Origin of the sequence: Vibrio cionasavignyae (assembly GCF_050337155.1) — a bacterium.
GTDB classification, from domain to species: Bacteria; Pseudomonadota; Gammaproteobacteria; order Enterobacterales; family Vibrionaceae; genus Vibrio; species Vibrio nomapromontoriensis.
This window is the reverse complement of sequence record NZ_JAKJSR010000011.1, coordinates 334920-348783: the sequence shown is the minus strand read 5'-3', so window position 1 is coordinate 348783 and position 13864 is coordinate 334920. Positions and strand designations below refer to the sequence as shown.

At 43.2% G+C, this 13864-nt stretch carries 11 protein-coding genes and 1 tRNA gene; 8 read left to right on the top strand and 4 right to left on the bottom strand.

Annotation, left to right across the window (positions count from 1 at the left end; all coding sequences use genetic code 11):
- The first annotated feature begins 280 nt into the window (after window positions 1-280).
- The gene (hmpA, locus tag L4D74_RS07195; RefSeq protein WP_428751449.1) at window positions 281-1477 is read left to right on the top strand and encodes an NO-inducible flavohemoprotein; all 1197 of its coding nucleotides are present in this window, start codon (window positions 281-283) and stop codon (window positions 1475-1477) included.
- Between the two features lie 60 nt (window positions 1478-1537).
- On the opposite strand, the gene L4D74_RS07190 is transcribed toward hmpA, so the two are convergent.
- From L4D74_RS07190 to L4D74_RS07175, 4 genes are all read right to left on the bottom strand, one after another.
- Window positions 1538-2077 carry a hypothetical protein gene (locus L4D74_RS07190; protein WP_428751448.1) on the bottom strand — a complete coding sequence of 180 codons (540 nt, stop codon included), beginning with the start codon at window positions 2075-2077 and terminating at the stop codon, window positions 1538-1540.
- Complete coding sequence (locus L4D74_RS07185; RefSeq protein WP_428751447.1) at window positions 2074-2610, bottom strand: YaeQ family protein; 537 nt, start codon at window positions 2608-2610, stop codon at window positions 2074-2076. Before L4D74_RS07185 ends, L4D74_RS07190 begins: the two co-directional genes overlap by 4 nt.
- Window positions 2611-2757: 147 nt before the next feature.
- Window positions 2758-2967 (bottom strand): cold-shock protein, encoded by a 210-nt coding sequence (locus L4D74_RS07180; RefSeq protein WP_428751446.1) that lies wholly within the window; start codon window positions 2965-2967, stop codon window positions 2758-2760.
- A 434-nt stretch (window positions 2968-3401) separates the two neighbouring features.
- Window positions 3402-4565 carry a threonine/serine exporter family protein gene (locus L4D74_RS07175; protein ID WP_428751445.1) on the bottom strand — a complete coding sequence of 388 codons (1164 nt, stop codon included), beginning with the start codon at window positions 4563-4565 and terminating at the stop codon, window positions 3402-3404.
- 276 nt (window positions 4566-4841) lie between these two features.
- Between L4D74_RS07175 and L4D74_RS07170 the strand changes: the two genes are divergently transcribed.
- The 7 genes from L4D74_RS07170 to L4D74_RS07135 all read left to right on the top strand — a co-directional run bounded on the left by L4D74_RS07170 (window position 4842) and on the right by L4D74_RS07135 (window position 13783).
- On the top strand, window positions 4842-5489 hold the full coding sequence (locus L4D74_RS07170) for an outer membrane beta-barrel protein (RefSeq protein WP_428751444.1): 648 nt from the start codon (window positions 4842-4844) through the stop codon (window positions 5487-5489).
- Between the two features lie 244 nt (window positions 5490-5733).
- A tRNA-Gly gene (locus L4D74_RS07165) sits at window positions 5734-5808 on the top strand.
- Window positions 5809-6389: 581 nt separating this feature from the next.
- Complete coding sequence (locus L4D74_RS07155; RefSeq protein WP_428751443.1) at window positions 6390-6623, top strand: hypothetical protein; 234 nt, start codon at window positions 6390-6392, stop codon at window positions 6621-6623.
- A 504-nt stretch (window positions 6624-7127) separates the two neighbouring features.
- Window positions 7128-7376: a hypothetical protein gene (locus L4D74_RS07150; RefSeq protein WP_428751441.1), complete on the top strand. Its 249-nt coding sequence runs from the start codon at window positions 7128-7130 to the stop codon at window positions 7374-7376.
- 134 nt (window positions 7377-7510) lie between these two features.
- Complete coding sequence (locus L4D74_RS07145) at window positions 7511-10888, top strand: DEAD/DEAH box helicase family protein (protein WP_428751440.1); 3378 nt, start codon at window positions 7511-7513, stop codon at window positions 10886-10888.
- A gap of 193 nt (window positions 10889-11081) precedes the next feature.
- Entirely contained in the window at window positions 11082-12620 is a 1539-nt protein-coding gene (locus tag L4D74_RS07140; RefSeq protein WP_428751439.1) for a type I restriction-modification system subunit M, read from the top strand.
- Window positions 12617-13783 carry a restriction endonuclease subunit S gene (locus L4D74_RS07135; RefSeq protein ID WP_428751438.1) on the top strand — a complete coding sequence of 389 codons (1167 nt, stop codon included), beginning with the start codon at window positions 12617-12619 and terminating at the stop codon, window positions 13781-13783. Before L4D74_RS07140 ends, L4D74_RS07135 begins: the two co-directional genes overlap by 4 nt.
- The last annotated feature ends 81 nt before the right edge of the window (window positions 13784-13864 follow it).

Genomic DNA, 13864 nt, shown 5'->3' with positions numbered 1-13864 from the left:
ATGTTCTGTGCTTTACCCTGTAGGTCGGAAGACAAATGCGTGTGATTCTCAACTCACATGTGTGCTATCTATGTGATAGTAACAATTGATACTAGTAAGACTAGATCTATAAAAGCTATACCCGTAAAAATAATACCAATAAAAGAGCGAGTGCCTGATTTGTCTATTGAAATCTTCTCAGAGTACATCGCCAAGTGAATAGTAAAGTAAGTTAATAATCAATGATTTACGTTATTTTAAAACTAACGTGATCGTTACTTTTGCCTTCAAGGGAGCGCATATGCTAAATAATACCCATATCGATATCATTAAAAGTACCATTCCACTATTGGAATCGGCAGGGCCAGCGTTAACACAACATTTCTACCAAAGAATGTTTTCTCATAATCCTGAGCTGAAAGATATCTTCAACATGACTCATCAAGAAACGGGGCGTCAAAGCGTCGCGTTGTTTGAAGCCATTGCCGCTTACGCAAAAAATATTGAAAACTTGGCGGCGCTAAGTTTAGCTGTAGAGCGTATAGCTCATAAGCATACCAGTTTTAATATTAAGGCCGAGCATTACCAGATTGTTGGTTTGCATTTAATCGAAACATTGAGAGAGCTCGCTCCAGATGCATTTACGGCTGACGTTGAAGAAGCATGGACAGCAGCTTACTTATTCTTGGCGCAGGTATTTATTGACCGTGAGTCAGCGCTATATTTAGCCAGTGAAGTTGCTACAGGCGGGTGGCGTGGTGCTCGTTCATTTGTAGTGGCGGAGAAAGTGACACAATCTGACGCGGTGACAAGCTTTGTACTCGTGCCTGAAGACGGCCAATCCGTTATCGGCTATAACGCGGGTCAATATCTAGGGATTGAAGTGACACCATCTAAAAGTGACAATGTCGAGATCCGTCAATATTCATTGTCACAGGCGTCAAATGGCGAGAATTATCGTATTTCGGTTAAAAAAGAAGCGCAAGACTCGCATCAGGGTTTAGTTTCGCACTATTTGCATGATGAGGTATCGGTAGGGGATAAGATTAACGTAATGCCCCCAGCAGGAGATTTCTTTTATGTCGAAAAGCATAAGCCAGTTGTACTGATTTCCGCTGGTGTGGGATGTACACCGATGCAAGCAATATTACAACAGGTAGTACGAAGCAACAAAGAGCAAGAAGTTACGTATCTTCATGCGTGCGAAAATCAGGCGCAGCATTCATTTTTGGATGAAACGGCTACCGTTATTGCTGCCAAAGGATGGATGAGCCACACGTGGTATAACAAGCCGACGAGTGAATTGAGCCTTGATAGTGAGTCTGCAGGGCTAATGCAGCTTAGCCATATCGCTGAACAGCTGCCGATAGCTAATGGTGACTTTTATATTTGTGGTCCGGTGGTCTTTATGGAAAGTGTGGTGAAGCAGCTAGAGGCACTAGGTGTATCACGCGATGTAATTCATTATGAAGTCTTTGGACCGCACGCTTATTTATAAACGAACGTACTAGGCGCTAGTACGAAGTGAGAGGAGGTTATTAAGCTTACCTCTCGCTCTCTAATTAAACCATTTCTCAAACCATCGTTTCCAACCGGAAGTCGGTGGTTTGTTTGCTTCATAATAACGAAAACCAATATAGTAGCTTTGGTTAAACGCAACTCGGTAATGATCCATATCACCATTGGTAAACTTACTGAGCAGCGAACTGGTTTGCTGGGCGTGGTCATTAGCCAAACTGTAATCCATGCCTAGGCAGCCCTGAATATAAAGCCAAGCATGGGTGACAAGCTGCAATTCATCGAGCATAGGAAGCTTGAAAACTTGTGCGCCTTGCTTGCCAAGTTGTTGTTCAAAACTCTGCTGCATGCTGTGGATTTGCTCAGAGTGTGCTTGCAATGAGCTTAGTGATTCAATATGAATTTTTGTAAAGAGCCCAAGTAACAACTGAAGTGTTGGCGTTTCTGGTTTGTTGGCTTGAGCGCGTTCAAACAGTGCGTTTTCCCGAGCGCATAGCTCGGAGAAATACGCAGTGTGATCGGCAACCGCGGCAATATTCATAATGTTGAATTGACGTAGATGCGTTTCTAGTGGGCTCATTTTTCTTGAAGTTCCTCAACAAGGACTTCCACAGAACCGTTATCGCCATCGACGAATAAAGACGTACCCGTAATCATAACGGATAGATCCATGGTGCGAGCCACTAGACTGGTTAAGGCTTCAATAGATTCATTGTTGAAGCGGTATACGCTGGCGTTTAGGTAGCCAAATTTTCCTTGGTTCTGTTTCCACCAAACATCACTTTTCGTATTAAAGCTATAAACTTTGGTTTCCTTGGACAAGCGTGTTGCTTTCTTCACTCGCTCGACATCGGGCTCACCAATTTCAATCCACATTTCGGTTTGGTCATCGAGTGTTTTTTGCCAGATGTCTGGCTCTTCGATATCGGATAGGCCTTTTGTAAACTGAAGTTCAGGTGAAGCATTCAAACAAAATGCCATCAGACGCGCCATCATTCGTGCGTGAGTTTCTGATGGGTGTAATGCGACAGTGAGGTTAAGTGAATCGTAATAGTCACGATTCATATCAGTAAGTGCAACACGGAACTTGTAGATGGTCGGTTTGATAGCCATAGGTGGAATACAACACAATTAATGAGAAGACAGGGTATCTTACGTAGCTTAGTGGCAAATTGGTACAGAATTGGCAAGTTAATGGATTAAATGGCAAAAAAATAGCCAGCTTGCGCTGGCTACTCGTATCTGGGGTATCAACAGTAATTAAACTGGCATGATCTCTTCAGCTTGAGGACCTTTGTGACCTTGAGTTACTTTGAACTCAACTTTTTGGCCTTCAGCTAAAGTGCGGAAACCGTCTGCTTTGATGTTGCTGAAGTGAGCGAACACGTCAGGGCCATTCTCTTGTTGAATGAAGCCAAAGCCTTTAGTTTCGTTGAACCACTTAACGGTACCAGTTACTGTGTTAGACATAGTGTAATCCTAAAATTTAGTATTTTCTTTTTTGTTTTGCCGATTCGGCAGCTATAGCGCGAAAAAGTAAATTGCTATTGCGTACAACACGACAAGGAATTGCTTCGAATTCAACGAATGTCTTTTGTAAACAACGTAACTTCATTTCTAGCCAGAAATTAATATAAGCCACTACAGAGTTAAGTCAACGATTCTAAGTGGAGCTTGTATGGAATATTTGAACTTAAGCTAGTTTTTTGATTTCAATTACATGACATTTCATTTCTCTGACAAAACGCTTAATTAAAGTAGGGTGGGAGAATAAGAAACAAATTTTTAACCTTTTGATATAAAAGAATAATTTTTAGCCGAAAATTAATAAATTTGTAAACTTACTGGAACAAATATAAAGCGGTTTGCTCGGGGCTGGACTAATAGTCCAGCCCCGAGTATGACTAACGATCTATTTTAGGGGAGTACAAAGAATAAGCAGTAATTTGCCCTGCAACGATAGCGGAGAACATAAATAATGCGGATAAACCGATGTTGGGGATCGGCAAAATCGATTGTTCAAACACCGACTGACTGGCACTGACCAATACTCGGCTACCGGGGACCAGTATGATGATGCCTTGGACGATATAAATAGAGCCTGTAAGATCGAGTCGTTTGGCTACCCAAGTCCCGTATAAAGTGATGAGCACGGTTGTAATCCATGTTCCGACAATCCAACCACTGCTAAAGCCAAGATAAAAAGGGCCCCACATACCAAGGACAGCAACGGGTAATCCGAGCAATATATCTTTTGGACGAGCGTTAAAAATCACACCGATAGATGATGAAATTAACAGTAACCCAAAACAGTGCAACCATAGAGGGACTTCGTTGGTGTAGGATAAAGATTCTGCTTGCCCCCACCACGCTTCACCAATATTGAGTCCCATTATCACACCAATGAACAGTTTGATCAGTGTTAATGCACTTTGCCCTAATAGGGCCGTACCAGAGACTAAATCATTAAACGCTAGACATTCCAATGAGTTGGCAATAGAGAGTCCGGGAACAAAAAGCACCACAGTGGCGATACATAATGCCCAAACGGGAATTGCTGCTCCTGTGCTGGCGATAAATGCCACAAAAATTCCGGTTAACAGTGCAGCCACAAATTCGACGGCGATTGAGTTACGCCCCTTCACAACTAACTGAGTGAGCCAAACAATCAAACCCAGTACAACGGAATAGGCGACGGCTTCTAGGGTGCTACCAACCAGCATTAAGTAGGCGGGTGGGATCCCCATATTTGCCAATGCAACGACCCACTTTGGATAACCAATCGGTTCAGGAACGGGCTCGTTACTGGGCTGGTTAATACGAATAATGGTATTAGCCAGTAGGCCAAGGTTGATGGATGCTGGTTTGAGTCGCTTTAATACCACAGTGTTGTTTTTATCAGGGAATTGATAATTAATCGCGGTAGGCGTTGCTTGAACCATGACGTCGATACCATGCTTTTGAGCATAGTATTGCGCGTACTTTTCTACTTTATAAGGAGCACAGCCACTGCGGTGTAATGTATCACCAATTTCAACGATTTTTTTTATGGTGTGAGGTGAAGGCATAAGTGCGTCAAACTCAGATTGTAACTATGTTGTTAAGTGGCGTAACGGTAGCAGAGCTTTGTGGTTTTGACGAGAGGTATTATGCGAATTTACACGGATTTGTGTTGGTGGATTAAATTGGCCATTAATTGCGCATGATAGAGGCTGACAAGTTGTCGGCGAATATAACCATTCATCCATCATTTATCCCTTTTTATCGCATTGCTAAGCACACTATTAGCGCTGTGGATAGAGTGACCTTAGAACATCACAATAACATATAAAAAGGTGGCGCCAATGACCATACAGAATACACAGCAGACTTCTATCTCTAACAATCTATCGGTTTATATGGCGTCATTATCGCCCATAAGTCTTCCTAAAAACGTTGTTCTAGTAAGCGCACTCTTATTCTCTTCATTTACGCTACAGGCAGCTGACAAGCAAGGTGCATTTGTGGGTGGTTCTTTGGGTAATATGCAAACACATTCGGTTGAAAACACCTTCGAAGGTGAACGCTATAATCATTCAAGTCCCGCGATAGCCGTCTATGCCGGCTACCATTTTACAGATTGGTTTGGCTTAGAAGGGCAGGTATTAGGCGCAAACACTTCAGTGACTGGGTTATCATCGGTTGCGGGAGTCGTGTCAGTGTCGCCCAAGTTCTCCTACTATGTTAATGATAATGTCGCCTTGTATACAAAACTAGGGGTATCAGGGCTTTTAATGGCTTGGGACGGCAAACCACATAAAGAGAGTGCCAACGATTACTCGTATGGTATAGGTACTCATGTTGGCATTGGCGTTAATATAGCGATGAACAATAGCGTTAATATGAGGCTAGATTACACGCATATGATGCCCAATTTTGAACACGGTAGTGGCGTGAATCTTGGGAATGCGGAGATTGGTTTGTTTATGGTGGGCGTCCATTATCAGTTCTGACCGGAGTTATACGGGGAGTATTCGTTCTAGTGTGAGCGTGACTGTTGCCCACAGGGTTAAACGATAGATTCAACTACCAGAGTCATAAACCGTGTGACATATCACGGTTTTTGTTCTGTGCACGCTGTTTGGTGTACAAGCACTAAGCAGTAAGAATAAAAAACGAGCAAACAAACACTTAAGTGCAAAATAACGCTTTTCATTCTGAGTGATTGTGGCATTATCTATCTCGTACCAACGATGTGCGTGCATCGTATAATGGCTATTACCTCAGCCTTCCAAGCTGATGATGCGGGTTCGATTCCCGCTGCACGCTCCAATTTCTTCTCCACGATTACACAATCCAAATGATTGAAATAACGCGCTTAATTGCGTGATTTTTTGTATCTATAATTTAGGATTACACTCGTAGCAATGAGTTGGAGACCAAACGGTAGCCAAAGTCATTTAGGGGATTATCCGGCGTAAAATGAGCTTCAACATAAAAATTGTCAGTCCCACATTACCTCATCTAATCAGTACGTTCAGGGATCCTTTCGAACCACTCCGAAATTGAAATTTCCAAGTAGTCACAATGCGTATCAATTACCTCTAATTCACTCGTATTGCTGTCTCATTGCATAAACGAGTCATTGTTCCTCTAATGATACCCATTTTCCTCGCGATATCCGCAATTTTGAGTTTTCTCGCCCATTGCTCGAGACAGATGGTATTTTAACATGGTCTTCTCCTGGTAAATGTTCCCCAGTAGATTAACGATTCTTGAAAAAGAATTTGTCTATGATAAATCTTGTTTTGCAGCGGAGCATACTGTTTGAGGGGGCTCGGGAATATTGAATGTTCGAAATGGCAAGATCGTTCTAGATACTTGACTATGTAGCTTACTTTCTCAAAAGCTCTATGGCTAAGCGCTTTTCTGAGGTTAGACCAAGAGAGGAAACGGCGAAAAGTTACTTTGAAGTTCCTGAGTCACCAAAGTTTCAGGAGGTCGCTGAAATATGGTTAGCCGAGGTTAAGGCCGAATGGAGTCACAGCCATCTAGTCGATGCCGAAGGCGTATTGAACAAGTACCTACTACCGATATTTGGCTCGTTATTCGTCAATAGCGGTGCACTGTACCAGTTTTTGTTTTGATGTAATTCAAAACCAGTATTTTGATGATGTGATAGCAGAAGATTGCAAGTGGATTCTTTGCATTGTAGAGCGGTAGATAAGTCTAGCCATAGAGATGGCGTGACATTAATAATTTGAGCCCTCAGTCTTAAGCTAGTCACTCGACTAGCTCATTTTCTTTTAGAGCAGTACATCGCATAACCAATAGCTGCAGCTATTACTACAGTAGTGAAGAATCCGAATAGTAAGTACACTTGAATAGGATATTCCATGTTATTTCTTTCCCCGTTGAGTAATTAGGTCATGTTCGTTTAATGTCTTAGTATATTTAATTTACTGAGTAAAAAGCGAATTAAGAGTTAGGTAGATTGGTATTGACTCTTTCACAAGTCATCAAACGGGTTATATTAGTCCCTTCTATTAGACAGTAAGTTAACACAAATAAGAGCAATCCCAAATAACCAATGTTGCATTATCCAAAATATTCGGCAATTAAATGTTAAGTTGGATTAAAAAGCCGACACGGTGGAAACAAAAACGAATAGTGAGAGTAAGCAACATGCCAACTCCGCCACCGAACTCATGGGCATGTCAACAAACAATCGAGTGAGCCTGTTACGACAGCTTAGCAAAGCGCAAGTATTGATGTTAATTGATGACTTGAACACCGCGATTGCACAAAACCGAGAGGAGGATATAGCCAAAGTGGTTGCTCTTATCCAAGAGAAAGACCTACCTATAGAAGTCATGATTTCACGCATTGATGCTGTCTAGCAGCATCAGCGTTTATTGTCTTGGTTTACGCATAAACTGGATACTAAATGCTATTGTTGAAATTCAATGTGTAACAAGTGGGGTAGATCATCGAATTGGTCACAAATTTCTGATATAAGACTAAGGATTCATACATGGAGTATCAATGGCTTATGACGACATCTTTAAACTTCGAACTAATACGCGGGCACAATGAAAAACTGGCCAACCTTGGCGGGCTTGCAGAGCAAATACTGCACCTTGACCCAGGTAGCGCCATTACACGCTTGCGTGGTTTTGCAGAAGAAGTGACAAAAGAGATTTACGCCATTGATGGCTTGCAACGTCCTCCGCAAGCTAACTTTATGGATTTGCTTAAAAACGACGCTTTTATTGATGTTACAGAGCAACGACTACGTGACCAACTTCATTTTTTAAGAATCGAGGGGAATGAAACGGCTCACGGCGGTCATGGCTCAAGTCGAAAAGCCCATGCTGCGCTGGGTACTGCTCATTCTCTGTCTAAATACCTTGCGATCAACTACTACGGTTTTCAGCTAGCGGATTTGAAAGAGCTTCAATATCCAGAGAGACCAGCTTCTTCTGATTTGACCCAAAAACAGCTAGACAAAGTTATTGAAGAAAACCAAAAGCAACAAGAAGCCTTACTTCAAGAACTTGAGCGCGAACGTCAAAAGCGAGAAGCTGCTGAAACCAAAGTAGAGCGCACCAAAGAACAGCTCAAGCAAGCCAAGTCTCGAAGTCAGCAAACCGCCAATAGTCTAGAGTGGGATGAAGATACCACTCGTCAACTGCTCATCGATATACAACTCGCCCAAGCAGGCTGGGATATTAATGACCCAGATAAAGTGGGTATGGAAATCGAGGTTGAACATCAACCAACAGAGTCAGGCATTGGCTATATAGATTATGTTCTATGGGATGACGACGGCACGCCACTTGCTGTGGTAGAGGCTAAACGTTCGCGTGAACATATGCAAAAAGGCAGAGAGCAAGCTCGTTATTATGCAGAAGGCCTAGCCAAGCAATTCAACTGCCCAGAGCCAATTGTTTTTTATACCAACGGTTACGAGATCTGTATTTGGGACACCAAGCAATACAATACGTACCGTCAGGTGTTTGGCTTTTACTCTAAAGAAAGCCTGAAATTTCTCCAATACCAGTACCAACATAAAGAGCCAAACCTTGAGCTTCTCAATCCAAATGTCGATATTGCAGGACGACCTTATCAGATAGAAGCCATCAAATCGGTCACCAGCCAGTTACAAAATCAGCGAAGAAAAGCATTGATTGTGCAGGCAACCGGAACGGGCAAAACCCGCGTTTCGATAGCCTTGGTAGAACTGCTTCTTCGCTCATGTTGGGTAAAACGCGTCCTGTTTTTATGTGACCGTAAAGAACTGCGCCGTCAAGCCGATGGTGCGTTTAAAGATTTCTTACCTAGTGAACCGCGCTGTGTGATTGGTGAAAAGAACAAGGTTGACCAGTCGTCTCGTGTTTTCGTTTCCACTTACCCTGGGATGATGAACCGCTTCTCGCAATTGGATGTGGGCTTTTTCGATTTAATCATCGCGGATGAATCGCACCGCAGTATCTATAATCGCTATCGTGATATTTTTGATTATTTTGACGCTATGCAAGTGGGCTTAACGGCCACTCCGGTGAAATTCATTGCACGCAATACCTACGATCTCTTTGGTTGTGAAAACGGTGATCCAACCTTTAACTTCGATCTCGCTGAAGCGATTTCCCACGAGCCGCGTTTTCTTAATCCATTTCGCGTAAAAGAATTCACAACCGAGTTCTTACGTGATGGGATCCACTACAACCAGCTGACCCCAGAACAACAGGCACAGCTTGAAGAAGATTTGGGCGAAGAAGAGGCACAAAACACCACAATCAAAGGCAAAGATATCGGCAAGAAGATATTCAGTGTTGATACGGATAGCGCCATCCTAGAAAACCTCGTTGAGAATGGAATCAAAGACGCCACCAATTCGCTGGTGGGGAAAACTATCATCTTTGCCCAGAACCAAGCGCACGCCGAACAGCTTGAAAAGCTATTTTGTGAAAACCTCTATCCGCAATACGGAAGCAAGGTCTGCAAGGTCATTCACAATAAAGTAGATCGCCCAGAAGCGCGTATTGATGAATTTAAAAATCTTGACAATGATTTTCGTATTGCGATCTCCGTAGACATGATGGACACGGGGATTGACGTACCTGAAGTGGTCAACCTTGTGTTTGCTCGCCCTGTTAAATCGTGGGTGAAGTTTTGGCAGATGATTGGCCGTGGCACGCGTTTGTGTGAGAACCTCTTTGGACCCGGTAAAGACAAAGAAGAGTTCCTGATCTTCGACCATTACGGCAACTTTGAGTACTTTGAAGAAGAATACGTTGAAGCTGATACGGGCGTAAGCCGCTCACTATTACAAACCGTATTCGAGGCACGCTTGGCTTTAGCGGACGAAGCGCGTAAAAAAGCCGATGTTGCCGCTTTTGAATTGGCATGTACACAGATGAAAGCCGATATTTGTGATTTACCTGAGGGGACGATTGCGGTTCGCCGTGAACTTCGTAATGTTAAGCAACTACAAGAAACGGATCAGCTACTGGAAATGAACGGTGCCACAAGGCATTTATTAGAAACTACCATCGCACCTCTTATGGGCTCCAGAACCTTAAAAGACAAAGATGCTTCTATGTTAGATCGTCTAATATCTCAAGTTGAAACCGCGCAACTGACCGGCAGCAGTGAGATTGAAAACCTTAAAGCCGATCTGATTTCACGTATCCAAAACTTAGCCGTCACTATTACCGATGTGCGCAAACAAGGGGATGAAATTGCGACAGTGCAAACTCAAGAATATTGGGACTCACTGTCATTAAAGCAACTTGAGGCTACCCGTAACAAACTGCGTGGCATCATGAAGTTTAAAAAGAAAGAGATGACGCCATACGATACGATTCAAACCACAACCGCCGAAGATGGTGAGATACGTGAAAAAGATCGTGTTGTGATGATAGGCGATGACAGCGAAGCGATGGTGTACAGAAAACGTCTTAAAGACATTTTAGAAAACATGTTGGCAAGCAACCCTGTACTGCAAAAACTTCACCAAAACCAGCCTGTGACCGAAGATGAGCTTAAATCACTCACCTCTACCATTTTGACTCAACACCCAGGGGTTGACGCTAATGCACTCAACGCCTTTTATGGTCGAACGCCAGAGCAGCTAAACCAAACATTGGTGCAGCTGGTGGGGTTAGATGCAGAGCTTGTGAATGAGCGATTTACGACGTTTATGCAAAACCATCAGCTAACCTATCAGCAAACTCAGTTTTTAAACCAGCTCAAACGATTCATTTGCCAAAACGGAAAAATAGAAATAGCCAATCTGTATGAAGGGCAGTTTGAGCGCTTAACCAACGGCGATGGGTTAGAGATATTTAACGATAATGTTGTCAATGAACTGGTGGCATTAATTGAGCCTTTTAAATTGCCGCACTAGTCTTTAAGTGATTTGGTCAAGCCAATAACAGTGTTGTTTGCACAAAAGCTCACCGTATTCACGCAAAAAAAGGAGTTCGTAAGGTTACGAACTCCTAATTTCTCGGTAAAATCCTATCATTCGTTTTGCTCTCAAGATTAGAGCGAACAACAGCACAATGGCGATAATCGTCACATCAAAATAAGAGAACATTATGCTAACTGGTCAACTACGTAACGACATCAATGCGCTTTGGGAGAAATTTTGGACAGGTGGCGTCACCAACCCATTAGTGGTGATTGAGCAAATCAGTTATTTGATGTTCTCGCGTATGCTCGACATTCAAGAAACCACGGCTGAGAAAAAGGCGGGTCGAACCGGAAAGCCGTTTAATCGTCAGTTTCCAGAAACGCCAGAAGGCCAGTTATTGCGTTGGCAGAACTTCAAAAACATGTCCGGCAAAGGACTGCTGCCTCATTTGCGTAACAAGGTGTTCCCGCACTTCGCAAACATTGAACTAAACGGCTCAGATATTGCCCAGTTTATGGCCGATGCCGACGTTGAAATTCGCAGTGAATCCGTGCTGCTGTCTGCGGTAGAGATGGTCGACAAGCTACCGCTTGAGCAAAGTGACGTAAAAGGGGATATTTACGAATACCTGTTAAGTAAACTCTCTTCTGCGGGTATCAACGGCCAGTTCCGTACTCCGCGCCACATCATTGACATGATGGTTGAAATGATTGATGTGCAGCCAACAGACGTCATTTGTGACCCAGCGTGTGGCACCGCGGGCTTTCTTTCTCGCTCTATGGAATATCTGACCCGCGTACATACGTCACCAGAAAGCATTTACCATGATGAAGACGGTAACCCAGTTTACACCGGTGACCTGTTGCACGATTACCAAGACCACATCGACAACAAAATGTTCTGGGGCTTTGATTTTGACAGCACCATGCTTCGCGTATCGGCGATGAACATGCTGCTGCATGGCGTGAGCTCAGCCAATATCACCTACCAAGACAGTTTGAATAAAAATTTTGCGGATGCTCCGCAAGAAGAGAACTTCTTCGACAAAATCCTAGCCAACCCGCCGTTTAAAGGCAGCTTGGACGAACAATCGGTGAACCCGAAAGTGCTTTCTATGGTGAAAACCAAGAAAACCGAGCTTCTGTTTGTCGCACTTATCCTGCGTATGCTAAAATTAGGCGGCCGTAGCGCGACTATCGTGCCTGATGGCGTTCTTTTCGGCAGCTCAAAAGCACACAAAGATTTGCGTCAAAAGTTGATTGAAGAAAACCAACTTGAAGCAATGATTTCACTGCCAAGTGGGGTGTTTAAGCCATACGCGGGTGTATCAACCGGTATACTTATCTTCACTAAAGGCGGTAGCACTGACAATGTGATGTTCTATGACATGCAGGCAGATGGTTATTCGCTCGATGATAAGCGTAACCCAATTAAAGACAACGACATTCCAGACGCACTGGCCAAATGGAAGCGTTACAGTGAGCTATACCAAGCCAATGATGCAACTGCACTAACCGCTGAGTTTAGTGATAAGACGCAGAAAGCCTTTATGGTGTCGGCGGTAGACATTAAAGCGCAAAAGTATGACCTTTCTATCAACCGCTATAAAGAAGTGGTGTACGAGGAAGAAGTGTACGAAGACCCTAAAGTGATTCTTGGCAAGTTAAAAGCGCTTGAGAACGAGATTCTGGCTGACTTGAATGACTTGGAGGGGATGTTATGAGTTGGCCACTAGTTAAGTTAGGAGAGGTTGCACCCTCACGCCCGCTCAAGACTACACCAGTTCAAACCAATAAGAAGGTGTGGCTTCTTAACTTGGACATGGTTGAGTCACAATCCGGAAGGGTTATTAATAAAGTTACTGGAACTGTCGAAGAATCTGGCTCGTCGACTCATTGGTTTAGTGATAAACACGTGCTGTATTCTAAACTGCGACCATATTTAAACAAAGTGGTGCTTCCGGACACATATGGCTTGGCAACGACCGAACTTGTGCCTATGTTGCCAGATGAGGCTAGATTAGATAGGAGTTATTTAGCTCACTATCTACGCTCAAATAAGTTTGTTAACTGGGTTAGTGAGCAAGTGGCGGGGGCGAAGATGCCTCGTGTTTCAATGAAAGTTTTTTGGGATCATGAAATCCCGCTCCCACCACTATCCGAACAAAAACTCATTGCCGCCATTTTAGATAAAGCGGATGCCATCCGCCAAAAGCGAAAGCAAGCCATCAACTTAGCCGATGAGTTCCTACGCAGTGTGTTTTTGGATATGTTTGGTGACCCGGTGACTAATCCGAAAGGCTTCCCACTGGGAACGATTCGAGATTTAGTTGATACAGCAAACTATGGCACATCAGGAAAAGCATCAGAGACTGATGGGGAATTTCCAGTTCTTCGCATGGGCAACATAACTTATCAAGGTGGATGGGATTTTACTGATTTAAAGTATCTTGACCTGACCGAGAAAGAGCTACCAAAATACCTTGTACATAAAGGCGATTTATTGTTTAACCGAACCAATAGCCGTGAGCTTGTTGGAAAAACGGCGGTATACAATGAAGACGACCCTATGGCATTCGCCGGTTATCTGGTGCGTGTTCGACCGAATATGCATGGTAATAATTACTATATATCGGGTTACCTAAACTCTGGGCATGGAAAAAAAGTGCTAGCTGGTATGTGTAAAAGTATTGTTGGTATGGCTAACATTAATGCTCAAGAATTGCAGGATATTAATATCTTACTACCACCGATAGAGTTACAAAATCAGTACGAGCTATTAGTTAAAGCCGTTTATGAAAAAATAACGACACACAAATCTAGTAGTACTGAGCTTGAGCAATTATTTAGCTCACTTTCTCAAAAAGCATTCTCTGGCGAACTGTAACGCCAAGCTCTAGATTAAATCCTTTAAATTAGCAATGCTGAGAAACTTCAGCATTGCTATCAAGAATAAAGACCACCCTTT